The sequence below is a fragment of the Nonomuraea rhodomycinica genome (assembly GCF_013363995.1).
GTDB lineage: Bacteria > Actinomycetota > Actinomycetes > Streptosporangiales > Streptosporangiaceae > Nonomuraea > Nonomuraea rhodomycinica.
This window is the reverse complement of sequence record NZ_JABWGO010000002.1, coordinates 874,214-898,041: the sequence shown is the minus strand read 5'-3', so window position 1 is coordinate 898,041 and position 23,828 is coordinate 874,214. Positions and strand designations below refer to the sequence as shown.

Genomic DNA, 23,828 nt, shown 5'->3' with positions numbered 1-23,828 from the left:
GGCCCGGTCAGGCGTCCTTCTCCTGGGTGGCACGGCAGATGGCCAGGCTCTGTGGTGGCAGCCGCAGCCCGCCCGCGCCCGCCGTCACGTTGTCGTCCGCCGCCAGCAGGACCGTGCTCACCCGCACCGGCAGCGTCGCCGTCTCCCCGCTGAAGTTGACCGCCACGCACACCGACTCGCCGCGCCACATGACGAGCCAGTCGCCGCCCTCCCGGTCGTACGTCACCCGCACCCGGTCGAAGCGCGGGTCCGACAGCTCAGGCAGCGCCTTGCGCAGCGCGATCAGGTCGCGGTACCAGCACAGCAGCGACCAGTGCTCCTCCTCCTTCAGCTCCCCCCAGTCGAGCTTGGCGTCCAGGAACGTCTGCTCGTCCGACGGGTCGGGCGCCTCCCACGCGTACCCGAACCCGTCGAACTCCTTCGCCCTGCGCCCGCCCTCCGTGTCGCGCAGCTCCGGCTCCACATGGTCGGAGAAGAACGGGAACGGCGTGCGCGCCCCCCACTCCTCCCCCATGAACAGCATGGGCGTGAACGGCGAGGTCAGCAGCAGGCCCGCCCCCAGCTTGAGCGCGGGCACGGGCAGCCGGTCGCCCGCCGGGCGGTTGCCGACCTGGTCGTGGTTCTGGACGCAGGCGACCAGCCGGTGACCGGGCACCCCCGTGTACGGGCTGCCGTGCGCGCGTCCCCGGAACGTGGAGTGGCCCCCGTCGTGGAGGACCCCATGCGTCAGCACCTTGGCCAGGGCCGCCAGGCCGGCGAAGTCCTCGTAGTAGCCGTGAGTCTCGCCGCTGACCGCGGTGTGCAGGGCGTGGTGGACGTCGTCGTTCCACTGGGCGGTCATGCCGAGGCCGCCGGCGTCGAGTGAGCGCACCATGCGCGGGTCGTTGAGGTCGGACTCGGCGATGAGCGACAGCGGCCGGCCGACGGCGCAGGCCAGCGCGTCCACCTCGGCCGACAGTTCGGCCAGCAGGTGCGTGGCCCGTTTGTCGTGCAGGGCGTGGACGGCGTCGAGGCGCAGGCCGTCGATGTGGTAGTCGCGCAGCCACTGCAGGGCGTTCTCGATGAAGTAGCGGCGCACCTCGTCGGAGCCGGGCCCGTCGAGGTTGACCGCCTCGCCCCAGTAGCTGCCGGCGAAGCCCCCGAAGTAGGGGCCGAACGGGTGCAGGAAGTTCCCCGACGGGCCGAGGTGGTTGTAGACCACGTCGAGGATGACCCCGATGCCCTCCCGGTGGCAGGCGTCGACGAACGACTTGAGCCCGTCCGGCCCGCCGTACGTCTCGTTGACCGCGTACAGGTCCACCCCGTCGTACCCCCAGTTGCGCCCGCCGGGGACCGGCGCGACCGGCATGATCTCCACGAAGTCGACGCACAGCTCCGACAGGTGGCCGAGCCGCTCGATGGCCGCCTCGAACGTCCCCTCCTGGGTGAAGGTGCCGACGTGCAGCTCGTAGATGACCGATCCGCGCAGGTCACGGCCGGTCCACCGCTCGTCGGACCAGGTGAAGCGGCCGTGGTCGTAGACGGCGCTCGGGCCGAAGACGCCCTCGGGCTGCCGCCGCGAGCGCGGGTCGGGGTACGGCCCGCCGCCGTCCACCACGTACGCGTACCGCGTCCCGTGCCCGGCCTCCGGGACGTCGGCCCGCCACCAGCCGCCGGGCCGCCGCTCCATGGGACGCCGACCGCCGAGGACGTCGAGCTCGACAGCCGTGGCCTTCGGTGCCCAGACCTCAAAGATCATGTCTCTCCAGGAGTGCGACGGGATGCCGGTCGAGCAGGTGCGCTAGCGGGACACGGCCCGTGTGGACAGCGCCGGTGAGCAGGTCGCGCCAGGATCCGGCGGGCAGCGTCAGCGAGGTGGTGCCCCAGCCGCCGCGCCGTTCCAGGCCCACCGGGAGGCGGGTGGCCACCGCGACGGCCCGGGCCCGGCCCTCGTCGCCGGGGACGCCGGTTCCGCCCGCCGCCGCGGGGCCGCCCGCCGTGACGGCGCCGCCGGTGACCGGGCCGGCGAACGCGCCGCCGCCCCGCGCGAACGCGATCACGTGCTCGGCCGCCTCGCCGTCTGCCGCCAGCGGCGTGTACGCCGCGTCGGGGCCCAGCCGGCGGCGCAGCCGGAGCGCCTGCGTGGTGACCAGCAGCTTGGCCGCGTCCCACGCGGAGGCGGGGGTGCGCGGGTAGCTCACGGGCCGCCGGTTGTCCGGGTCGACCAGGGAGAAGTCGGTCGTCTCGTTGCCCTGGTAGACGTCGGGGACGCCGGGCATCATGAGCTGCACCAGTTTGGCGCCCAGCGAGTTGGACATCGCGTAGCGGTCGATCCGCTCGGTGAACTCCCCGATCGGCAGCTTCACGGCGGCCTCGGCGAAGTCGCGCAGCCGCTGCTCGTAGCCGGGGTCGGGGGTGACCCACGAGATCGCGGTCTTGGCCTCGCGGGCGGCCTTGAGCAGGTAGCCGGCGAAGCGCTCGGCGGAGATGGGCCAGGCGGCCATGAGGTTCTGCCAGGCCAGGTAGTCGAGGTGGGGGTCGTGGGACACCGCCGACGACCAGGCGGTGACGGCCTCCTCCCACTCGGCGGGCAGCTCAGACAGCACGCACAGGCGGGCGCGCACGTCCTCCGACCGCTTGGTGTCGTGGGTGGACAGCGTGGTCATCGTGTGCGGCCGCATGTCCGCGCAGTACGCGTGGAACTCCTCGACCGAGGTGCCGAAGAGGTCCGGCTCGCCGCCCACCTCGTTCAGGCACGACAGCGGGAACCACCGGTACAGCGCGGTGTCCTCGACGCCCTTGGCCATGACCGGCCCGCACGCCTGCTGGAAGCGGGTGACGACCTCGGGCGTGCCGTACAGGACCTCGTGGGCGAGCCGCCGCGCGGCGGGAGAGCAGGCCGCGGCGGCCGTCTCGACGATCTCGGCCGACTCGGGCGGCACCGGCTCGCCCGGCACCACGTAGGCCCGGTAGACCGGCATCGCGGTCAGCAGTTCGGCCACGGTCTCCGGCTCGGAGCCGGTCGCCGCGGCCAGGCGCCTGACCTCGGCGCCGAAGAACAGGTCCAGCACCTCGCGCTTGGAGCGCGCCGCCACCTCACCGTAGTCGGCGGGCTGCCCGGTCAGCCGCGTGAACAGCTCCAGCAGCGGCTGCCCGCCCTCGGGGTCCACGAACAGGCCGTTGACCCGGTTGAGCACCTCGTAGCCGGTGGTGCCGTCGCACGGCCAGTCGTCCGGCAGCCGCTCGTGGCCGATGAGGATCTTCTCCACGACGGTCCATGTGTCGCCGGTCCTGGCGCGCAGCCGTTCGAGATAGCCGCGGGGGTCGGCGAGCCCGTCGGGGTGGTCGATGCGCAGCCCGTCGACCAGCCCCTCGTCGAGCAGCCAGAAGATCACCTCGTGGGTGGCGAAGAACACCTCCGGGTCCTCCACGCGCAGCCCGATCAGCGTGGAGACGTCGAAGAAGCGCCGGTAGCCGGGCCCCTCGCGCCAGTCGACCAGCCGGTAGTGGCCGGGGTACGGGAACTCGTGCTCGTGGTAGCGCAGCACGTCGCCGTCCACGACGGGCTCGACGTCGTCGCCCAGGACCGGGAGCGCCACCTTCCCGTCGTCGTCCCACTCGATGTCGAACCAGCGCGCGTACGGCGAGGAGGCGCCGTCGCGCAGCACCGACCAGAACGCGGCGTTGGTGGTGTTCATGTGGTTGGGCACGATGTCCACGACGATGCCCAGGTCGTGGGCGGCGAGCCGTTCGGCCATCTCCCGGAAGCCCTTGGCGCCGCCGAACTCCTCGCGGATGCGCGAGTGGTCGGTGACGTCGTAGCCGTGCAGCGAGCCGGGCGTCGCCTGCAGGATCGGCGACAGGTAGACGTGGGTGACCCCCAGGTCGCGCAGGTAGCCGGCGATCTCCCCCACCTGGGCGAACCCGAAGTCGGGGGTGAGCTGGACGCGGTAGGTCGACAGGGGCCTAGACACGGCGCAGCACCCTCACGCTGCGGCCGGGGACGTCCACGCTCTCACCGGCCCGGCAGACGCGGATGTCCAGGCTGATCGGCATCGCCGTGTCGATCTCGGTCTGCCACATCTCTCCGTAGTCCTTGGGGATCGTGAACCTGATGGGTTCGTGGTGGGCGTTGAACAGCAGCAGGAACGAGTCGTCGCGGATGGGCCGGCCGCGCCGGTCGGGCTCGGTGATGGCGTCGCCGTTGAGGAACACGGCCAGCGACTTGGCGTAGCCGACGTTCCAGTCGGCGTCGGTCATCTCCTCCCCCGCCGGGGTGAGCCAGGCGATGTCGCTCAGACCACGCACCGGGCGGCCGTAGAAGAACCTCCTGCGCCGGAACACCGGGTGTTTCTTGCGCAACGCGGCCAGGCTCTGCGTGAACTCCAGCAGCAGCCAGTTCTCCCGCACGTCGGACCAGTCGACCCAGGTCAGCTCGTTGTCCTGGCAGTAGCCGTTGTTGTTGCCCAGCTGCGTGCGGCCCAGCTCGTCGCCGTGCGACAGCATCGGCACGCCCTGCGACAGGAACAGCGTGGTCAGGAAGTTGCGCTTCTGCTGCTCGCGCAGCGACTCGACGGTCAGGTCGGCCGGGCCCTCGGCGCCGCAGTTCCAGGACCGGTTGTCGTCGCTGCCGTCGCGGTTGCCCTCCTTGTTGGCCTCGTTGTGCTTGTGGTCGTACGAGACGAGGTCCTGCAGGGTGAAGCCGTCGTGGCAGGTGACGAAGTTGATGGAGGCGGCGGGGCGGCGGCTGTCGTCCTGGTAGAGGTCACTGGAGCCGGTGAGCCGGGAGCCGAACTCGGGCAGCGTCGCCGGCTGCCCGCGCCACAGGTCGCGGATGGTGTCGCGGTAGCGGCCGTTCCACTCGGTCCAGCGCGAGGGGAAGTTGCCCACCTGGTAGCCGCCGGGTCCGACGTCCCACGGCTCGGCGATCAGCTTGACCTGCGAGAGCACCGGGTCCTGCTGCACCAGGTCGAAGAAGGCGCTCAGCCGGTCCACCTCGTGCAGCTCGCGCGCCAGCGTCGAGGCGAGGTCGAAGCGGAAGCCGTCGACGTGCATCTCCGTCACCCAGTAGCGGAGCGAGTCCATGATCATCTGCAGGACGTGCGGTGAGCGCATGAGCAGGCTGTTGCCGGTGCCCGTGGTGTCCATGTAGTAGCGCGGGTCGCCGTCCACGAGCCGGTAGTAGTTGGGGTTGTCGATCCCCTTGAACCCCAGCGTGGGCCCCAGGTGGTTGCCCTCGGCCGTGTGGTTGTAGACGACGTCCAGGATGACCTCGATGCCCGCCTCGTGCAGGGCGCGCACCATGGCCTTGAACTCCAGCACCTGCCCGCCGCGCTGCCCCTGGCTGGAGTAGCGGTTGTGCGGGGCGAAGAAGCCGATGGAGTTGTAGCCCCAGTAGTTCGTCAGCCCGCGGTCCTCGAGAACGTGGTCGGTGACGAACTGGTGGACCGGCATCAGCTCGATGGCCGTGACGCCGAGCTTGGTCAGGTGGTCCAGGATCTCGGGGTGGCCCAGGGCCGCGTAGGTGCCGCGCAGGTGCTCGGGGATCTTCGGGTGCCGGACGGTGAGCCCGCGCACGTGCGCCTCGTAGATCACGGTGTCGTGGTACGGCGTGGCGGGCGGCCGGTCGTGCCCCCACCCGAAGAACGGGTTGATCACGATGGAGCGCGGCATGTACGGGGCGGAGTCCATGTCGTTGCGCGAGTCGGGCTGGCCGAACCGGTAGCCGTACACCGCCTCGTTCCACTTCACGTCGCCCTCGATGGCCATCGCGTACGGGTCGAGCAGCAGCTTGGCCGGGTTGCACCGCAGCCCCTTGGCCGGGTCGTACGGCCCGTGCACGCGGTAGCCGTACCGCTGGCCGGGATTCACCCCGGGCAGGTAGCCGTGCCAGATGAAACCGTCCACCTCCGGCAGCGCCACGCGGCTCTCCCGGCCCTGCTCGTCGAACAGGCACAGCTCCACCTTGTCGGCGGCCTCGGTGTAGAGCGAGAAGTTGGTGCCGGCGCCGTCATAGGTGGCCCCGAGCGGATAGGGGTCTCCCGGCCAGACTTCGATCATCAAGGCTCCCTTGCGGCTCTTCCCCATGTTGCGTTCCCCCGCCCTGCCGAACAAGCACTGCCGTACAAGCCCCCCATGGACGGATCAGGTCCTTCCCACAGATCGCGCCCTTAGCCCGCCGCCGGGCACCGGTTTGGGCCCGCCTTCACCTGCCGCTTCGCGCGAGGGCCGCGCGCCGCGTTTGACCGCGTGCTCCCGGGTCACGTAGGCGTTCCATGGGTGGATTCAAGAAGTTCCTCTTACGGGGCAACATCGTGGAGCTGGCCGTCGCCGTGATCGTGGGGGCCACGTTCAGCGGGCTCGTGCAGGCGCTGGTCGCCGACCTCATCACGCCGCTGATCGGCGCCGTGACCGGCGGGCGGCAGCCCGACTTCGCCGACCTGTCGTTCACGGTCAACGGCAGCCAGTTCAAGTACGGCGACTTCCTCAATCACCTCATCAGCTTCCTCATCATCGCGGCCGTCGTGTACTGGCTGGTGGTCCTGCCCATGACCCGGCTGGTCACCCTGTTCGAGGGGCACAAGGAGGCGACGACCAAACAGTGCCCGGAGTGCCTGAGCGACATCCCGGCCGAGGCGCGCCGGTGCGCGCACTGCACGGTCACGCTGGTGCCCGACTCCGAGAAGCCCTCGGTCGCCGACCTGGGGTAGCCGCCGGAGCCTGGCAAGAACATCCCCGGCATTGGGCGAGGCTTGGGGCGAACAGGGCACAGATCGGGGCGTAGGAGGGCGGAAGCCACCGAGGTGCCCAGTACGCATGGGCTGTGGGGTTTTGGCAGGTTGTGGGCTTCAAGAGTGCCGCCGGTTGGGCAAGATGGGCGGGTGAGCGTTGAGTTGATGGTCTGGGACGAGCCCGTGCCGATCTCCAGGGACGAGGCGCGGGCCGCGTACCTGGCCGCGAAGAAGGGCAGGCCGGTCCAGGGCGAGCTGCCGCAGGTGACCAAGGAGCTGCCGGGGCTCGTCACGGTGTTCCCCGGGCACGTGCTGGTGACGATGGACCCCGAGTCGATGGACGAGCTGTCCGCCCAGGTGTTCGCCATCGCCCGGGCCCACGGGATGGTCTGCTACGACCCGCAGCGCGACCTCGTCCACAACGTCGGGCCGCTCGGCGTGTACCAGGGCATGCAGCTCCACACCGGCGACGGCATGATCGTCCACGATCCCGACCTGGGGCTGGTCCACGACGTGCTGGCCACCCTGTCGGCGCAGAACCCGTTCGCGGCGCTCGTGACGTTCGGCCACCACTTCATCCAGGTCTCCCCGGCCGGGCCGGCGGAGAACGCCGGCTACGAGGTGGAGTACAAGGAGGGGCACATGGTGCGGACGCTGATGCCGCGCCTGGAGGACGTGCGCCAGTCCTTCCACGAGTACGCCACCGGCGACCGCTCCTTCCTCGCGCGGCACGACTGGTCTTCGTGAGGGTGGCAGGATCGGCGGGATGAGAACCCATTACCCGCCCATCGAGCCCTACGACTCCGGCTTCCTCGACGTGGGCGACGGCAACGAGATCTACTGGGAGCTGGTCGGCAACCCCGACGGCAAGCCCGCGGTCATGCTCCACGGCGGCCCCGGCGGCGGCTGCTCCGCCAAGCACCGCCGCCAGTGGAACCCCGAGCTGTACAAGGTGGTGCTGTTCGACCAGCGCAACTGCGGGCGCAGCCGGCCCCACGCCAGCGACCCGGCCACGTCACTGGAGCACAACACCACCTGGCATCTCGTCGCCGACATGGAACGCCTGCGCGAGCACCTCGGCATCGAGGCGTGGCAGGTGTTCGGCGGGTCGTGGGGCAGCGCGCTCGCCCTGGCGTACGCGCAGACCCACCCGGAGCGGACGACCGAGCTGGTGCTGCGCGGCATCTTCACGCTGCGCCCCCAGGAGCTGCGCTGGTTCTACCAGGAGGGCGCCTCCTACCTGTTCCCCGACCGGTGGGAGAGATACCTGGCGCCGATCCCCGAGGAGGAGCGGGGCGACCTCATGGCCGCCTTCCGCCGCCGCCTGGAGGGCGACGACCCCGCGCAGCGGCTGGCGGCGGCCCAGGCGTGGGCGCAGTGGGAGGGGTCCACGGTCACGCTGCTGCCGGACGAGCAGCTCGTCGCGGAGTTCGGCGAGGAGCGCATGGCGGTGGCCTTCTCCCGGATCGAGAACCACTACTTCACCCACCTGGGCTGGTTCGAGCCCGAGCAGCTCATCCGCGACGTCGGCAAGATCCGCCACATCCCGGCGGTCATCGTGCAGGGCCGCTACGACGCCTGCACGCCCATGGCCACGGCCTGGGACCTGCACCGGGCCTGGCCCGAGGCGGAGTTCCACGTGGTGGCGGACGCGGGGCACGCCGCCACCGAGCCGGGCATCGTGGACCGGCTCATCGAGGCGACAGACGGCTTCGCGCGAGGCGTACCATCGGCGTGACCGCGCCGACCAGCAGCAGCGTGCACAGCGGCGCCAGCGTCACCCCGATGAGGTAGCCCGCCGCCACGTCGTGCGGGTAGTGGACGCCGACGAACACGCGCGAGAACGCCATGACCGCCGCCAGCGGCAGCACCACCCACGCGAGGGAGCGCCAGGCCAGCACGAGCGCGCCCGCGGCCCCGGCGGCGATCACGGAGTGGTTGCTGGGGAACGACCAGTCGTCCGGCGGCGGGCACGCGGCGATCGTCGCGATCCCGCCGCGGCACGGCCGGTCCTCCCTGACGAAGGTCTTGAGCACCTCGCTGAAGACGTACGCGCACACCACGCCGGCCGGTCCGGCGATCGCGATCGCCAGGTCGCGCGCGGGCCCGTTGCGGGCCCGCCACCAGCACAGGACGAACAACGCCGCGAACAGGAACAGGCCGGCGTCGGTGCCGACCTCGGCGAGGCCGTGGAGCCAGCCGGGCGTGCTGAGAGCGAAGTCGACGATGTCGCGGTACACACGTGTCCAATCGATGAACGAGCAGTGACACGACCTTACGGAAGATCACCGGCGTTCGCGTCGGACTCCGGGCTGATTCCCGGCCGTCACCCTCGGCCGATCGGCCGACCCTTCCCCGGCCCGCCACGACGACGCGCGGACGGGCGGCGTAGGGGGAGTTCGGGCCGGGTAGAGAGGCATGCGTGATCGGAGAGCACGTGATCGTCGGCTACAGCGCCGACGCCGGTGGACGTGACGCTCTCGCCCTCGGCTCCGCGATCACGCGGGTCACCGGCGGCGAGCTGACCGTGGCGACGATCTACCCGCCCGGCAGCCCCGGCGAGGCCGTGGAGGCGCAGGCGAACCTGGCGCACGCCGCCGAGGAGCTGGGCGGCCTGCCCGCCGAGTACATCACCTACGAGAGCCGGGGCGCGGGACGCGGGCTGTCGGTCCTGGCCAGCCGCGTCCGGGCCGACCTCATCGTGGCCGGTTCGGCGGACGGCGGGCAGCGGGGGCGCATCGGGATCGGCTCCACCTCGGACCACCTGCTGCACCTGTCGCCGGAGGCGGTGATGCTGGCGCCCGCCGGCTACCGCCCGCCGGAGGAGGCGGGCAGGCTGACGCTGGCCTACGTCCACCGGCCGCAGTGCGACGCCGCCGTCGAGCGGGTGGCGCAGACGGCGCTGCGGCTGGGCGTGCCGCTGCGGCTCATCACGCTGGACCTGCGCACGGACGATCCCGGCCGGCTCCGCGACGACCTGGCCCTGGCCGTACGGCTGGCGTGGGAGACCACCGGCATCGAGGCCGAGGCGGAGGTCGCCGAGGGGCACGACGTGGCGGAGGCGCTGGCGACGCTGGAGTGGGCGCCGGGCGAGCTGCTGGTGTGCGCGGCGAGCGAGGACGCGCAGCCGCACCGGGTCTTCCTCGGGGAGCTGGCCATGAAGGTGCTGCGGGCGGCGCCGTGCCCGGTCACCGTGCTGCCCCGCGGCTTCGACTGACGGGCCGCCGTCGACGCGACCCGCGGCTTCAGCTGACGGGCCGCCGTCGACGCGACCCGCGGCTTCAGCTGACGGGCCGCCGTCGACGCGACCCGCGGCTCGGCCGGCGCCGTCGGACGGGGCCCGCGCGGCGCGCGCGGGCCACGTCCGGGAGAGGCCGAGGTCAGGAGCCGATGCGCCGCCTCCTCATCGCCTGCTCGTACAGCTCCAGGTAGCGCTCGGCCATGACGCCGGGCGTGAAGCGGCGGGCCGCCTCCGCGCGGCACTCCTCAGGGTCGATCTCGTCCACCCGCAGCACGTACTCGGCCAGCTCCTCCTCGGTGTCGGCGAGCCACCCGGTGCGGCCGTGGTCGATCAGCTCGCCCAGGCAGCCCCGGCGCAGCCCCACGGCGGGCACGCCGAGCGCCAGCGCCTCGACCACGGCGGTGCCGCCCGGCTCGTCCCACTGGACGGGGAACAGGGCGGCCCGCGCCGAGCCGTACAGCTCGTCGCGCCGCCGGCCCTCGACGGTCCCCACCCAGCGGACCAGGTCGCCGTCCAGGTAGGGGCCGACCGCCTCCACGTGGTAGCGCACGTCGGGGTGGCCGTGCAGCGGGTGGTACGGGTCGTGGGCGACGGCGTCCAGCTCGGCCGCCGTGCCGAGGCCGCTGACCGGCCCGGCGAGCACGAGCGGCAGGCCGAGCTTCTGGCAGATCCGGGCCGCGATGTGCTGGCCCTTGAGCCGGCAGATCCGCCCCATGACCACCAGGTGCTCGCCGCCTTCCACCCGGGGCGCGGCGCCGGCGAGCGGGGTGGCCAGGTGGACCGCGCCGAGCGCCGCCGAGCGCAGGGCGGCCGGCGCGAGGCGGAGCTGCGACTCCGACACGCCGTTGACCGCGATCGAGGGCGGGAAGGCGCCGTAGAACGCGGCGTGCTTGCGCAGGTCCCAGTGGAGGGTGTGCAGCACGGGCGGCCCGCCGAGGGCGGACAGCACGGCCGGGCCGACCACCTCCAGGTGGTCGTGGACGAGGTCCACGTCGTCGCGGCGCCGCACCTCGCGCGCCACCATCGCCTGGTGGGCGTGCGCGACGCCCATGACCTGGTTGTACGGCTTCTGCAGCTCCCCGAACTGGCCGGTGTCGTAGACGCTGACCAGCTCGTCCACCTCCAGCGTGCTGGACCCGACGGAGGCGAGGACGACCCGCACCCCGCGCTCGCGCAGCGCGGGCACGAGCGTGGCCACGACGTTCTCGATGCCGCCGTAGCCGGGGGGCGGCACCGGTAACCACGGGCCGGTGTTCACCAGCACGTTCATGCGACGTCCTCCTCGGCGAGCAGCGAGGCGAGCGGGGGACGCTCGGCCACGACGACGTTCATGAGCGATGCCTGCCCGTCGAGCCCGAACTGCAGGAGCGTGCGGGCCGGCGGCTGGGTGGCCATGACCCGTCCCTGGCGTTCGAGCCGGGTCCAGGCGGTGTGCAGGATCTGCCCGGCCATGCGGCCGAGCGCGGCGGTGGACTGGTGGGAGTGGACGCGCACGCCCAGGTCGACCTGGGCCATGGCGTCGAGGCCGACCAGCTCCAGCAGGTCCACCAGGAGTCCCAGCTCGACGCCGTACTCGGTGACGAACGGGACCTGCTCCAGCACCTCGCGCCGGCCGGCGTACTCGCCGCCGAGCGGCTGGTGGAACCCGGCCAGCTCGGGCCAGAACATGTTGAGGATCGGCCGTGCCACCAGCTCGGTGACCCGTCCGCCGCCTCCCCGCAGCCTCGCCCCGTCGGCTGCGATGAACGGCCGCTCGTAGGCGCCCTTGACGAACTGGACGCCGGAGTCGGTCAGCAGCGGCCCGAGGAGGCCGGTGACGAAGTGCGCGCCGAAGTCGCGCAGGTCGGCGTCGACGAAGACGACGATGTCCCCGCTGGAGGCCGCCAGTCCCTTCCAGAGGGCCTCGCCCTTTCCGGTGAGGGGCGGCAGGTGGGGGAGCACCGCGTTCTGCGCCACGACGCGGGCTCCCGCCGCGGCGGCCACCACGGCCGTCGCGTCGGTGGAGTTGGAGTCGACCACGAGGATCTCGTCCACGAGCGGGATCCGCTCGACGAGTTCGCGGCGGATCACGGTGACGATGTCGCCGACTGTCGGCTCCTCGTCGCGCGCCGGCAGGACGACGCTGACCGTGGTCGTTCCCTTGGCGAGGAGCAGGGCGTCGGGGGCCCACTCGGTCGCGGTGCTCGAGTGGGGACCGTACCATTCCCGAGCCCTGGCCAAGGCCCGCAGATCTGTCTCCATGCACTCAGCCCCGTTCTGTTTAGGGGGTCACGGTCGCGCATATGTTCCCTATTGCCGGGAGTTTGAACGTGTTGTTTGATTTTGCGTAAAAGTGGGATATGCGAGATGTGTCCTCAATCACCCGCATAGGCATCATCGGTGCCGGAAATGTCGCTGCGCGCCACGCGGACGTGCTGTCAGGTTTTCCCGACGTGGTGATCACCGGAATCGCCGACGTCGATCCTCTGAAGGCCGAGGCGCTCGCCGCGCGTCATGGAGTCCCAGCTTTTGACGGCCACGCCGGGCTGCTGGAGGCGGGCGGACTCGACGCAGTATACGTCTGTGTGCCCCCATTCGCGCATGGCAAGCCAGAGCACGATGTCCTGTCGTGCAATCTCCCGATTTTTGTCGAAAAACCCCTCGCGCTCGACCTGGAGACGGCGGAAAACATCGCGTCCGAAATCCGGCGGCGCGGCCTGCCCTCGGCGGTCGGCCATCACTGGCGCTACCTGGACGTTCTCGACCGGGCCCGGGAGCTGCTGGCCGACCGGCCGGTACGGCTGGCGCTCGGCCACTGGCTCGACAAGGTGCCCCCGGTCGGCTGGTGGCTGGACCCGGCCCGCTCCGGCGGCCAGGTCGTCGAGCAGGCGGTCCACGTCCTGGACCTGGCCCGGGTCCTGGTCGGCGAGGTGGCCATGGTCCACGCCGTGCCCGCCGCGGGTGACGGCCCCGCTGACGGGGAGGTGGACCGGGCCGTGGCCGCCGTGCTGCGCTTCGCGGGCGGCGCCACGGGCACGCTGGCCACGACGAGCCTGCTGCGCCACAAGCACCGGGCCGGCCTGGAGGTGTACGCGGACGGCGTCGCCCTGGAGCTGACCGAGACCTCGCTGACCGTCAACGGCACCGAGGTGGTCGAGGACGCGGGCCGGGCGAAGACGCTGGTCGACCGGGCGTTCATCGACGCCGTGCGCGACGGCGGCGGCGACGTGCGGGTGCCGTACGACGAGGCGCTGCGCACCCACCGGCTGGCGCTCGCGCTGGCCCGGTCGGCGACGCTGGGAAGGCCGGTGACCCTCGATGGCTGACCCCGTGACGGACGCGGCACCCTCCCCGGCGCGCTCGACGGCGCGCAGCCGCGTGCTCTGCGTCGCGGCGCCCGGCGAGGTCACCCTGGTCGAGGAGGAGTTGCCCGCCGTGCCCGAGGGCGGCTTCCGGGTGGAGACCGTCTACAGCGGGATCTCCGCCGGCACCGAGCTGACCTACGTCAAGGGCACCAACCCCTACCTGGCCGCCTCGTGGGACCGGGCGCTCGGCCTGTTCCGGCCGGGCGCCCCGGCGCTCGCCTATCCCGTACGCGGCATCGGCTACATGCAGGTCGGCCGGGTGGCCGAGACCCGTACGCGGGCCGTGCGGGAAGGCGCGCTGGTGGCCATGGCCTACGGCCACCGCACCGGCTACGTGGCCGACCCGCTGGCGGACCGCTTCGTGGAGCTGCCCGCCGGCCTCGACCCCGTGCTCGGCGTCTACGTCGCCCACATGGGGCCGATCTGCGCCAACGGGCTGCTGCACGCCGCCGCCGACCTGTACGGACCGGCCGTGCGCGACCTGGGGGACGGCGTGCGCGGGCGGCGCGTGGCCGTCGTCGGGGCGGGCGTGGTGGGGCTGCTGACGGCCGCGTTCGCGCTGGAGCACGGCGCGGCGGAGGTCGTGGTGGCCGACGAGACGCCCGAGCGGCTGCGCGTCGCCGAGGCGCTCGGCGCCCGCCCGCTGCCCGTGGACCCCGGCGACAGCGACGGCGATGGCGACGGCGACCCGGCGGTGGAGCTGAAGCGCCGCTGGCGGCACGGCCCCGACGACCGGGGCGCCGACGTGGTGTTCCAGTGCCGCGGGCAGGCCAGGGCGCTCGCGCTGGCCCTGCGGATGCTGCGCCCGCAGGGAACGGTCGTGGACCTCGCCTTCTACACCCGGGGGGCGGAGGAGGTGCGGCTCGGCGAGGAGTTCCACCACAACGGGCTGTCGCTGCGGTGCGCGCAGATCGGCCGGGTGCCGCGCGGGCTGGCCCACGCCTGGGACCGGGAGCGGCTGTCGTACGAGACGGTCGCCCTGCTCGGACGGCGTGGCGCGGCGCTACGCGAGCACCTCGTCACCGATGTCGCCGGCTTCGCCGAGGCGCCGCGCCTCCTCGCGGATCTGGCCGCCCGCCGGCGCCATTCCGTCCAGGCCGTCCTCCGCGGCGACGTCCAGGATGAGGGCGGCTGACCAGCTGAAGTCGTGACAGCCGTGGCCCTCCAGCGTGAACGGGTCGAAGTACTCGCGGAACCCGGACGCGGTGACGGCCCTGACCATGCCCTCGGCCAGCGGCGCGGCCAGGTCGGGCCGGCGCCGCCGCAGGCCCCGCCAGATCAGCCAGGTGAGGTTGATCCAGGCGGGGCCGCGCCAGTAGCGCACCGGGTCGAACTCGGGCGCGGCCGGGGCGAAGCTGGGCACGATCCCGTCCTTGAGCCCGAACCGGTCGAGGCCCGTGCCGATCAGCTCGTTGACCAGCTCGCGCGGCAGGCCGGGCAGCATGAGCGGGGTCAGCCCGGCGGCGCTGTTGGAGCGCACGAGGCAGCCGGTGAGCACGTCCCGGGCGTGGAAGAGGCCGTCGTCGTAGAGGTGCTCGGCCATCGCGGAGGTGACGGCCGCGGCCTCGCGGGCGTGCGGCTCGGGGTCGAGCCCGATCACCCGCGCGATCCGCCCCAGCGCCACCTCGGCCACGCCGTACGCGGCGTTGAACAGCGGATCCTCCACCCGGAAGGCGTCGGAGCGCCGGTAGCCGGTGTCGCGGTAGGCGCGGGCGAGCGAGGTGTAGCGCGCGTAGTCACGGTCGGTGGGCCGCTCCTCCACGCTGACGTAGGTCGTGTCGCGGCGCACGAACGCGGACGGCTCGGGCTCGACGACGGCCAGCGGCACGTCCCAGGCGGGGCTGTTGTCCATGCCCGACTCCCAGGGGTGCACGATCGAGATCAGCCCCTCGGGCGAGCGCCTGGCCGTGCGCAGGAACTCCTGCTGGGCGACCAGGCGCGGATAGATCCGCCGCAGGAAGGCCGGGTCGGGCTCGGCCAGGTGGACGCGCCAGGCGGCCAGCGCGTGGACGGGCGGCTGCACGATCCCCGAGGTCCGCACCCCCGACGGGGCGCTGACCTGCCAGAACTCCGGCCCGGGGAAGTAGGCCCCCTCGGGCACCGCCGGGTTGAACACGATGTGCGGCACCCGGCCGTCGCGCCACTGCGCGCCGAACAGCGTCAGCAGCTCCGACCTGGCCCGGCGCGGCGACCACCGGGCGTTGCCGATCGCGATGAAGGCGGAGTCCCAGCTCCACTGGTGGGGGTAGAGGGTGCGGGAAGGGACGGTGTAGCTGCCGTCCCAGTTGGCGACGAGCACGCGGACGGCGTCGCGGAGGATCATAGGAATTTCCTGATGAAGGAGGCGGTCTGGGGAAGGACGATCTCCGGTTCGCCTCGAAGGCGGCATTCCAGCGCGAGGTAGCCGTCGTAGCCGGCGGCGTCCAGGGCGGCGAGCTGCGCCGCCCAGTCCAGGTGGCCGGTGCCGGGCTGGTTGCGGTTGGACTCGGAGACCTGCATGTGCGCGAGGTAGGGGGCTGCTTCGAGGATCGAGCGGCAGGGGTCGTCCTCCTCGATGTTCATGTGGTACGTGTCGCCTGCCACCCGGATCGCGTCCATCGAACAGTACGACACCGCCTCGGCCAGCGTGTTCACCATGTGGTTCTCGTAGCGGTTGAGCGGCTCCAGCATGATGAGCACACCGTTGCGCTGGGCGTGCTCGCCCAGCGTGGCCAGCGCCTCGGCCAGCACCTCGCGGTCCTCGTCGGGCCCGCGGGGCGGCTCGAAGGGCGGCAGCCGCCGTGAGAACTGCCCCCAGGAGGCGGGGGTCATCACGCCGATGCCGCCCAGCTCGGCGATGACGGTGAGCTGGGACCTCAGCTGCTGGATGGCGTCCTTGCGCAGGGCCGGGTCGAAGTCGCCGATGAAGTGCGGCATGTCCACGCACACGGTCGGCATCACGACGCCGTCGGCGCGGGCCCGCTTGAGCTCGGTGAGGCGGGTGGCGAAGTGGAAGTCGCCCTTGCCGCGCAGCTCGATGGCGTCGAAGCCGGCGTCGAGCGCGAAGGCGAACTTCTCCTGCAGGGTGCGGCCGGGCAGAAGCTGCTCCTGGACGGAAAGCTTCACTGTCTCACTCCTCGAATCGGAAGACGAGCTGGAGGACGTCCGCCGGCCGGTGGTCGAGCAGCTCGTAGGCCGCGGCGGCGTCGCGTGCCGGGACGACGTGGCTGACCAGGCCGAGCACACCCACCTCGGCCCGATGGACGAGCTCCATGAACGTGCGCTGCAGCCGCTCGACGTCCCAGCGGTGCGCCAGCCAGGAGGCGACACCGCCGATCTGCGAGGCGACGAGCTGCACCTGGTTGTGGTGGAACTCCTCGCCGAGCCGCAGGCCGGTCGCGTCGCCCTGGTAGAAGCCGGCGGCGACGACCCGGCCGCCCCTGCGCACGGTCCGGATGGCCTCGTGCAGGCCCAGGTGGCTGCCGCTCAGCTCGATTGCGGCGTCGGCGCCGTCGACGCGCTTGCGGATCAGCTCGGCGACCGAGCCGGCGCGCACGTCGAAGGCCTCGACGGCGCCGAAGGCGCGGGCCAGCTCCAGCCGGGCGGGGATGGCGTCGGCCGCGACGACCCGGGCGCCGCTGAGCACGGCCAGCCGGGTGGCGAGCAGGCCGATGACGCCCTGCCCGAAGACGGCGAGCTGGTCGCCGAGGTGGACGTCGGCGGCGTGGACGGCGTTGAGCGCGATGGCGCCGACGCGGGCGAACACGCCGGTCAGCGGGTCGGCCGAGGGCGGCAGCACGTGGCCGGCCAGCCGCTCGGCGGGCACGACGGCCTCGGCCCGGTGGCCCCAGATGCCCCACACGAGGCTGCCCACGGGCGGGTCGCTGACGTCGGGCGCGGCCTCGACGACCTCGCCGACCTCCTGGTAACCCCAGCCCGTGAGGGGGTAGGCGTGCGTGCGGCCGTCGACGAAGAGCCGCCGCTCGACGTCCCAGCGGCGGGTGAGGTACGGGTTGGTACCGCGGTAGGCGGTGAGTTCGGTACCGGCCGAAACCCCGGAGTAGAGCGTGCGGACCCGGATGGAACCGGGTTCCAGAGCGGCGGGCGGCTCGGAGCCGACAAGGACACGGCCCGGCCCTTCAAACGTGATGACGCGCATTCCCCCACGCTTACGATTATTGATCAAACGAAAGTCAAGGATTTAGTACGAACATGCAGACCATAGTTGAGTGGATAGCACTCTAAAGTCTAGGACTTCGTGCGGAGGTAAGAATGAAATTGGGTTTCCTGACCGCCTGTCTTCCCGAGCTCGATCTCGTGGATGTCGCCCGGTGGGCCGTCGAGCAGGGTTACGAGGCGCTCGAAGTCGCCGGATGGCCGTCGACGGATACCCGAAATCACATCAGAGTGGACCGTTTCGACGGCGCCGAATGCGAGCGGGTCGGGCGAATCTTCGCAGAGACCGGACTCACCCTTTCCTCGATCGCCTATTACGAGAACAATCTGCACCCTCGCGCAGGGGCGGAGGTGAACGCGCACGTGCGCCGGTGCGTGGACGCCGCCGCGGCGCTCGGCTGCCCCACGGTCGGCACGTTCGTCGGCCGCGACCCCGGCCTGTCGGTCCGCGACAACCTCGAACGCGCCGAGGGCGTCTTCCGCCCCCTCGTCGCCTACGCCCGCGACCACGGCGTGGACCTGGTCATCGAGAACTGCCTGATGAAGAGCTGGCACCCCGACGGCTACCCGGGCAACCTGGCCTACTCCCCCGAGCTGTGGGAGTGGATGTTCACGCTCGGGCTGCGGCTCAACTACGACCCCTCGCACCTGGTGGCGCTCGGCATCGATCCGGTCGCCGCGGCCATGCCGTACATGTCGCAGATCGCGCACGTGCAGGCCAAGGACGTCGAGCTGCTGCCGGGCACCATCAACCGCTTCGGCTTCTACGGCCCGATCAGCGGCGAGAAGGGCTGGTACCGCTTCCGGGTGCCGGGGCTGGGGCAGATCCAGTGGGGCGAGGTGGTCGGCGCGCTGCGCCGGGGCGGCTACGACGGGGTGGTCTCGGTCGAGCACGAGGACCCGGAGTGGACCGGCGGCACGGAGAGGGTACAGAGCGGTCTCGGTATCGCGTACGGAACGTTGCGTCACCTTGTGCGGGGGTAAGTGCGGCATATCCCCGTGAACGAGGAGCGCGCCATGCCGAAAAGCACCACCGCCGTCCTCTGTGTCACCCTGATGGCCGCGGCCACGCTGACCGCGTGCGGCGGCGGGAACGAGAGGGCGGCCAACGAGATCACCGTCTGGACCGAGGAGAACCTCCCCGACCGGATGGCCGTGCAGCAGCGGATCGCCGCCGACTTCACCAAGAAGACCGGGATCAAGGTGAAGCTGGTCGGAGTGGCCGAGGACCAGTTCAGCCAGATCGTCACCTCGGCCGCGGCCGCCGGCAAGCTGCCCGACGTCATCGGGGCCCTCCCGCTGTCGTCGGTGCGCGAGCTGGAGGCCGACGACCTGCTCGACACCGAGACCCCGGCCAAGGTCGTCGACCAGCTCGGCCGCGACTCGTTCTCGCGGCGCGCGCTCGACCTCGACAGCTCGGGCGGGAAGCTGCTGGCCGTGCCCAGCGACGGCTGGGCCCAGCTCGTCCTCTACCGCAAGGACCTGTTCGACAAGGCGGGCCTGGCGCCGCCCGACACGTACGAGGCGCTGGAGGCGGCGGCGCGCAAGCTCAACACCGGCGGCGTCGCCGGCATCACGCTGGCCATCGCGCCCAAGGACTCCTTCACCGCCCAGAGCTTCGAGCACGTGGCCCTGGCCAACGGCTGCCAGCTCGTGGACGCCTCCGGCAACGTCACGCTCGACTCGCCGCAGTGCGTGAAGGCGTTCGGCTTCTACGCCGGGCTGGTCAGGAACTACTCGGTCAAGGGCAAGCAGGACGTCGACTCGACCCGCGCCACCTACTTCTCCGGCAAGGCCGCCATGGTCATCTGGTCGTCGTTCATCCTCGACGAGCTGGCGGGGCTGCGCAAGGACGCGCTGCCGAGCTGCCCGCAGTGCAAGGACGACCCGGGGTGGCTGGCGAAGAACACGGGCGTCGTCACGGCGTTGAAGGGCCCGGACGGCAGCGCTCCCGCGCAGTACGGGGAGATCGTCTCGTGGGTGGTCACCCGCGACGCGGCCAAGGACTCGGCCGCCAAGTTCGTCGCGTACGCCATGAACGAGGGCTACGAGCGGTGGATCGGGATGGCGCCCGAGGGCAAGTTCCCCACCCGCAAGAGCTACGCCGCCGCCTGGAACAAGCTGCCCGCCGGCGTCGACACCAAGAAGCCGCTGGCCGACGTCTACCCGGCGTCCGTCCTGGACGCGCTGCGCGCCGGCCCCGACAGCTTCGCCCGCTGGGGCATCACGCAGGGCCAGGGCAAGCTGGTGGGCGCCACGATGGGTGAGCTGCCGGTGCCGAAGGCGCTCAGCCAGGTCGTGGACGGCTCACTGACGCCCGAGCAGGCCGCCGCCCAGGCCAAGAAGGACGTCGAGACCATCAAGCGCGGGATCCGCCAGTGAGCCTGACCCTACAGAAGCAGGAGGGGCGGGCCGGGCTGGCGCTGATCTCGCCCACCCTGGTCATCACCCTGGTCGTGGTCGTCCTGCCGCTCCTGTGGGCCGTCATGCTGGCCTTCCAGGACGTGCGGCTCATCAACATCCGCAGCAAGGGCCTGTTCGGCGGCTACACGCTGGAGAACTTCCGGTACGTGCTCTCCGAGCCGGGCTTCTGGCCGGCGCTGGTCAACACGCTCGTCTACACCGTGGCCGGCACCGCGCTGTCCATCGCGGTCGGGCTGGTCGCCGCGCTGGCGCTGCGTGACCGCTTCAAGGGGCGCACGCTGGTGCGGGCCTCCATCCTCATCCCGTACGTGGCGCCGGTCGTGGCCGTCGCCTTCCTGTGGGAGACGATGCTGAACCCCCAGTACGGCATCGTGAACACCTGGCTCAGCCAGCCGATCGCCTTCCTCAGCCAGGCCAAGGGCACCTTCCTCGGGGTGGAGGTGCCGGTGGCGCTGCTGACGGTCATCGCGTTCGAGGCGTGGCGGTACTTCCCGTTCGCGTTCCTGTTCATCCTGGCCCGGCTCCAGGCGCTGCCCGCCGACCTGGAGGAGGCGGCCGTGGTGGACGGGGCGACGCCCACCCAGCGCTTCCGGTACGTGATCATGCCGCAGCTCTGGCGGATCGTCGCGCTGCTGGCCGTGCTGCGCTTCGTGTTCACCTTCACCAAGTTCGACGACGTGTACCTGCTGACCGGCGGCGGGGCCGGGACCGAGGTGGTCAGCGTGCGCGTCTACAACTTCCTGACCTCGCGCGACGACATCGGCGCCGCGGCGGCGCAGGCGATCGTCCTCGCCGTCGTGCTGGTCGTCTTCCTGGCCCTCTACCTCAGGTTCTTCGCGGGAGGCGAACGTGAGCAGAACCGCTGAGCCGGCGCTGGCCGCTGGCGGGGGCGAGCGGCCCGCGAGCGCGCGCCGCGGGCGGCCGATGAGCAGGGACCGGGTGGAGCGGGCCGCGCTGCGCGTGCTCAAGCCGCTGGTGATCGCCGTGTTCGTCGCCGTCACCGCGTTCCCGTTCCTCTACATGGTCATGCTGTCGGTGCGCGACATCCAGGAGCTCATCCTCGACCCCGGCTCCCTGTGGCCGCGCCGGCTCACCCTCGACACCTACGCCGACGTGCTGACCCGGCAGGGATTCCTGACGTTCATGCGCAACAGCGCGATCGTGGCCGTGGCGTCCGTGGCGGTGACGCTGCTGATCTCCATCCCCGGCGCGTACGCGGTGGCCCGGCTGCGCTTCTTCGGGCACCGGCAGGTCCACTTCCTGTTCCTGGCCGTCTACCTCTTCCCGGCGATCGTGCTGGCCATCCCGCTCTTCGTGCTGTTCACGATGATGGGGCTGCGCGGGTCGCTGTTCGGGCTCATCCTCGTTTACATCGCGCAGACCGTGCCGGTCACGGTATACATGCTCCGCAACTACTTCGAGACCGTGCCGCGTAGCGTGGAGGAGGCGGCCGCCATCGACGGCTGCACGCGCCTGTCGACCATCTGGCGGGTCGTGCTGCCGCTGTCGAAACCCGCGCTCATGGCGACCGGCCTCTACGTGTTCATGATCGCCTGGAACGAGTTCCTGTTCGCCCTGCTCTTCCTCGTCGAGAGGCGGGAGAGCTGGACGGTCTCCCTGGGACTCTCCCAGCTCGCGGGCAGCATCGAGATCCCGACCACGGTGCTCATGGCCGGGTCGGTGGTCCTGACGCTGCCCATCGTGATCGTGTTCTTCGCCAGTGAGCGCCTGCTCACCGAGGGTCTCACGGCGGGAGCTGAGAAGGGGTAGACGATGCTGACGGCAGGGCACATCCTCCAGCTCATCCGTGATGGCTCCTGCCGCACCCGCAAGGAACTCATCGAGTACACCGGACTGTCCCGCTCCACGATCACCGACCGGGTGGACCGGCTGATCGAGGCCGGCTACATCCACGAGTCCGGCGTGGCCAGCTCCGGGGGCGGCCGCCCGCCCTCGGTGCTGGACCTCGACGCGGGCAAGCGCCTGGTGCTCGTGGCCGACCTCGGCGCCGGGCACGCCCACGTCGCGCTGACCGACCTCGCCGCCCGGCCGCTGGCCGAGGAGCACACCGAGATGCGCATCGACCGCGGGCCCGACGCCGTCCTCACCTGGGTGCGGCAGGCGTTCCAGCGGCTGCTCGACCGGACGGGCATGCCGGCCGAGCGGGTGTGCGGCATCGGCGTGGACCTGCCCGGCTCGGTGGACCACGACACCGGGCGGCTGCTGCGCTCGTTCGTCATGCCCGGCTGGGACGACCATCCGATCGGCGCGAGCCTCAGCTCGGCGTTCGGCGTGCCGGTGCTCGTGGAGAACGACGCCAACGCGATGGCACTCGGCGAGTGGTGGTCGTCGTGGCGGCGCACCCGGGCGCTGCTGCTCGTCAAGGTCTCCACCGGCATCGGCACCGGCGTGGTGCTGGACGGCTCCGTCTACCGGGGCGCCGAGGACGCCGCGGGCAACCTCGGCCACGTACGGCTGCGCGAGAGCGACGGCCGGGTCTGCACGTGCGGCTCGCGCGGCTGCGTCGCCTCGCTGGCCAGCGGCCACGCCTTGGCCACCGACCTCGGGGTGGAGACCAGCCGCGACGTGGTGCGCCTCGTCCAGGCCGGCGACCCGGCCGCCATCGCCCACGCCCAGGAGGCGGGCCGCACGCTCGGCGTCCTGCTGGCGACCGCGGTGAGCCTGCTCAACCCGGGCGTCCTGGTGCTGGCCGGTGACATGGCCGAGACCGGGGAGCACTACCTGACCGGCATCCGGGAGAGCGTCTACCGGCGCAGCCTGCCGTACACGACGCGCAACCTGCGGATCGTGACCAGCACGCTGGGGCGGCGGGCCGGGATCGTGGGCACGGCGGTGATCGTCATGGAGCACGTGCTCAGTCCCGGGGCCGTGGACGCCGCCCTGGCAGCCCAAGCCGCCCCGGCCGCCCCGGCTGCCCCCGCCGGCCGCTCCGGCACCGGCGCCTGAGCGCGGGTCGCCTCAGCTCGCCAGGGCGCGGGCCCCCTCAGGTCGCCAGGAAGCCCTCAGGGCGCCAGGGCGCGGGTCAGGCGGGCGCGGGCCGTCACGAGGGAGGGGCCGTACCAGGTCAGGTCGCGCCCGCTGACCAGCGCGCACCGCAGCCCCGGGAAGCATTCGGGCCCGTCGCCGGCGTGGAAGGCGTACGGCTCGTCGGGCAGCACGACCAGGTCGGGCGCCCGGGCGGTCAGCTCGGCGAGCGGCACCTTGGGGTAGCGCTCGGCGTGCCCCGCGTACAGGTTGTCCACGCCGAGCCGGCGCAGCACGTCGCCGGTGAACGTGTCGCGTCCCACCACCATCCACGGCCGCCGCCAGATGGGGACGACCGCGGTGCGCCGCGGCCCCTCCTGCGGCTCGCGCCAGACCTCGCGCGCCTCGGCCAGCCACGCGGGCGGCTCCGTGCGGCACGCCTGCGCGAACATCCGTTCCAGGGAGGCGAACGCCTGGTCCAGGGTCTCGATCCGGGTGACCCAGACGGCCAGGCCGGCCTCGCGCAGGGCGGCGAGGTCGGGCTCGCGGTTCTCCTCGGCGTTGGCCAGCACCACGTCGGGGCGCAGGCTCCTGATCGCGTCGAGGTCGGGGTTCTTGGTGCCGCGCACGCGCGTGACGTCCAGGCCGGCGGGGTGCGAGCACCAGTCGGTGGCGCCGACCAGCGCGTCCGGCACGGTGGCCGCCACGGACTCGGTGAGCGACGGCACGAGGGAGACGATTCTGGTCACGGTCGCGGGCACCCGCACGGCCGCCCCGGTGTCGTCGCGCACGCCCGCCTCCGTCATCGCCGTCTCCATGCCACGACCCCATCCTGCCCGGTTCGGGTCGCCTGAGCCCTGACCGAAAATGAGTGAAATACCGTGAATTCTGGGCCGAATGTGCGCAGGTCCTCCACAAGCTCCATAACGAATCCGTAGAATCCCCCATAAAGATCATTACTTCTTGATC

General features: G+C 71.8%; 20 protein-coding genes and 1 pseudogene. 11 read left to right on the top strand and 10 right to left on the bottom strand.

Annotated features, from left to right (window positions below; all coding sequences use genetic code 11):
• Positions 1-7 precede the first annotated feature (7 nt).
• The 3 genes from treZ to glgX are packed head-to-tail and all read right to left on the bottom strand — an operon-like array spanning position 8 to position 6,039.
• Positions 8-1,738 carry a malto-oligosyltrehalose trehalohydrolase gene (treZ, locus tag HT134_RS15060; RefSeq protein WP_175600944.1) on the bottom strand — a complete coding sequence of 577 codons (1,731 nt, stop codon included), beginning with the start codon at positions 1,736-1,738 and terminating at the stop codon, positions 8-10.
• Positions 1,728-3,953, bottom strand: a complete 2,226-nt coding sequence (treY, locus tag HT134_RS15055; RefSeq protein ID WP_175600943.1) for a malto-oligosyltrehalose synthase — start codon at positions 3,951-3,953, stop codon at positions 1,728-1,730. The genes treZ and treY overlap by 11 nt, the downstream gene beginning before the upstream one ends.
• Positions 3,946-6,039, bottom strand: a complete 2,094-nt coding sequence (gene glgX / locus HT134_RS15050) for a glycogen debranching protein GlgX (RefSeq protein ID WP_175600942.1) — start codon at positions 6,037-6,039, stop codon at positions 3,946-3,948. The genes treY and glgX overlap by 8 nt, the downstream gene beginning before the upstream one ends.
• A gap of 215 nt (positions 6,040-6,254) precedes the next feature.
• Here glgX and mscL point away from each other — a divergent pair, with 215 nt between their 5' ends.
• The 3 genes from mscL to pip all read left to right on the top strand — a co-directional run bounded on the left by mscL (position 6,255) and on the right by pip (position 8,448).
• A complete protein-coding gene (gene mscL, locus HT134_RS15045) occupies positions 6,255-6,689 on the top strand; it encodes a large conductance mechanosensitive channel protein MscL (protein ID WP_175600941.1) in 435 nt (144 codons plus the stop codon).
• Positions 6,690-6,860: 171 nt separating this feature from the next.
• On the top strand, positions 6,861-7,457 hold the full coding sequence (locus HT134_RS15040) for a hypothetical protein (RefSeq protein ID WP_312888131.1): 597 nt from the start codon (positions 6,861-6,863) through the stop codon (positions 7,455-7,457).
• Between the two features lie 19 nt (positions 7,458-7,476).
• Positions 7,477-8,448: a prolyl aminopeptidase gene (pip, locus tag HT134_RS15035; protein WP_175600940.1), complete on the top strand. Its 972-nt coding sequence runs from the start codon at positions 7,477-7,479 to the stop codon at positions 8,446-8,448.
• Here the strand turns inward: pip and HT134_RS15030 are convergent.
• Positions 8,402-8,950 carry a phosphatase PAP2 family protein gene (locus tag HT134_RS15030; RefSeq protein WP_175600939.1) on the bottom strand — a complete coding sequence of 183 codons (549 nt, stop codon included), beginning with the start codon at positions 8,948-8,950 and terminating at the stop codon, positions 8,402-8,404. The two genes, pip and HT134_RS15030, sit on opposite strands and share 47 nt — an antisense overlap.
• Before the next feature lie 182 nt (positions 8,951-9,132).
• Here HT134_RS15030 and HT134_RS47630 point away from each other — a divergent pair, with 182 nt between their 5' ends.
• Positions 9,133-9,927, top strand: a complete 795-nt coding sequence (locus tag HT134_RS47630) for a universal stress protein (protein WP_312888130.1) — start codon at positions 9,133-9,135, stop codon at positions 9,925-9,927.
• Between the two features lie 163 nt (positions 9,928-10,090).
• On the opposite strand, the gene HT134_RS15020 is transcribed toward HT134_RS47630, so the two are convergent.
• The gene (locus tag HT134_RS15020; RefSeq protein WP_175600938.1) at positions 10,091-11,221 is read right to left on the bottom strand and encodes a glycosyltransferase; all 1,131 of its coding nucleotides are present in this window, start codon (positions 11,219-11,221) and stop codon (positions 10,091-10,093) included.
• Positions 11,218-12,192, bottom strand: a complete 975-nt coding sequence (locus HT134_RS15015) for a glucosyl-3-phosphoglycerate synthase (protein ID WP_175600937.1) — start codon at positions 12,190-12,192, stop codon at positions 11,218-11,220. Before HT134_RS15015 ends, HT134_RS15020 begins: the two co-directional genes overlap by 4 nt.
• A gap of 98 nt (positions 12,193-12,290) precedes the next feature.
• On the opposite strand from HT134_RS15015, the gene HT134_RS15010 reads away from it, so the two are divergent.
• The gene (locus tag HT134_RS15010; protein ID WP_175600936.1) at positions 12,291-13,256 is read left to right on the top strand and encodes a Gfo/Idh/MocA family protein; all 966 of its coding nucleotides are present in this window, start codon (positions 12,291-12,293) and stop codon (positions 13,254-13,256) included.
• On the top strand, positions 13,249-14,430 hold the full coding sequence (locus tag HT134_RS15005) for a zinc-binding dehydrogenase (RefSeq protein WP_175600935.1): 1,182 nt from the start codon (positions 13,249-13,251) through the stop codon (positions 14,428-14,430). Before HT134_RS15010 ends, HT134_RS15005 begins: the two co-directional genes overlap by 8 nt.
• Before the next feature lie 9 nt (positions 14,431-14,439).
• On the opposite strand, the pseudogene HT134_RS48080 reads toward HT134_RS15005, so the two are convergent.
• The 3 genes and pseudogenes from HT134_RS48080 to HT134_RS14990 all read right to left on the bottom strand — a co-directional run.
• Positions 14,440-15,618, bottom strand: a pseudogene (locus tag HT134_RS48080) (MGH1-like glycoside hydrolase domain-containing protein); the annotation flags it as partial.
• On the bottom strand, positions 15,615-16,400 hold the full coding sequence (locus HT134_RS14995) for a sugar phosphate isomerase/epimerase family protein (protein ID WP_175600934.1): 786 nt from the start codon (positions 16,398-16,400) through the stop codon (positions 15,615-15,617). The gene HT134_RS14995 and the pseudogene HT134_RS48080, both read right to left, overlap by 4 nt.
• A gap of 4 nt (positions 16,401-16,404) precedes the next feature.
• Positions 16,405-17,433 carry a zinc-binding dehydrogenase gene (locus HT134_RS14990; RefSeq protein ID WP_175600933.1) on the bottom strand — a complete coding sequence of 343 codons (1,029 nt, stop codon included), beginning with the start codon at positions 17,431-17,433 and terminating at the stop codon, positions 16,405-16,407.
• A 113-nt stretch (positions 17,434-17,546) separates the two neighbouring features.
• Between HT134_RS14990 and HT134_RS14985 the strand changes: the two genes are divergently transcribed.
• From HT134_RS14985 to HT134_RS14965, 5 genes are read left to right on the top strand one after another with little or no spacing between them, the layout of a single operon-like run.
• Positions 17,547-18,434 carry a sugar phosphate isomerase/epimerase family protein gene (locus HT134_RS14985; protein ID WP_175600932.1) on the top strand — a complete coding sequence of 296 codons (888 nt, stop codon included), beginning with the start codon at positions 17,547-17,549 and terminating at the stop codon, positions 18,432-18,434.
• A gap of 33 nt (positions 18,435-18,467) precedes the next feature.
• Positions 18,468-19,832 carry an ABC transporter substrate-binding protein gene (locus HT134_RS14980; RefSeq protein ID WP_175600931.1) on the top strand — a complete coding sequence of 455 codons (1,365 nt, stop codon included), beginning with the start codon at positions 18,468-18,470 and terminating at the stop codon, positions 19,830-19,832.
• Positions 19,829-20,740: a carbohydrate ABC transporter permease gene (locus tag HT134_RS14975; RefSeq protein WP_175600930.1), complete on the top strand. Its 912-nt coding sequence runs from the start codon at positions 19,829-19,831 to the stop codon at positions 20,738-20,740. The genes HT134_RS14980 and HT134_RS14975 overlap by 4 nt, the downstream gene beginning before the upstream one ends.
• Positions 20,724-21,644 (top strand): carbohydrate ABC transporter permease, encoded by a 921-nt coding sequence (locus HT134_RS14970; protein ID WP_312888129.1) that lies wholly within the window; start codon positions 20,724-20,726, stop codon positions 21,642-21,644. Before HT134_RS14975 ends, HT134_RS14970 begins: the two co-directional genes overlap by 17 nt.
• 3 nt (positions 21,645-21,647) lie before the next feature.
• Positions 21,648-22,841 (top strand): ROK family transcriptional regulator, encoded by a 1,194-nt coding sequence (locus HT134_RS14965; RefSeq protein WP_175600929.1) that lies wholly within the window; start codon positions 21,648-21,650, stop codon positions 22,839-22,841.
• A gap of 56 nt (positions 22,842-22,897) precedes the next feature.
• Here HT134_RS14965 and HT134_RS14960 read toward each other — a convergent pair whose 3' ends face one another.
• Positions 22,898-23,677: a helical backbone metal receptor gene (locus HT134_RS14960; protein WP_246364392.1), complete on the bottom strand. Its 780-nt coding sequence runs from the start codon at positions 23,675-23,677 to the stop codon at positions 22,898-22,900.
• Positions 23,678-23,828 lie beyond the last annotated feature (151 nt).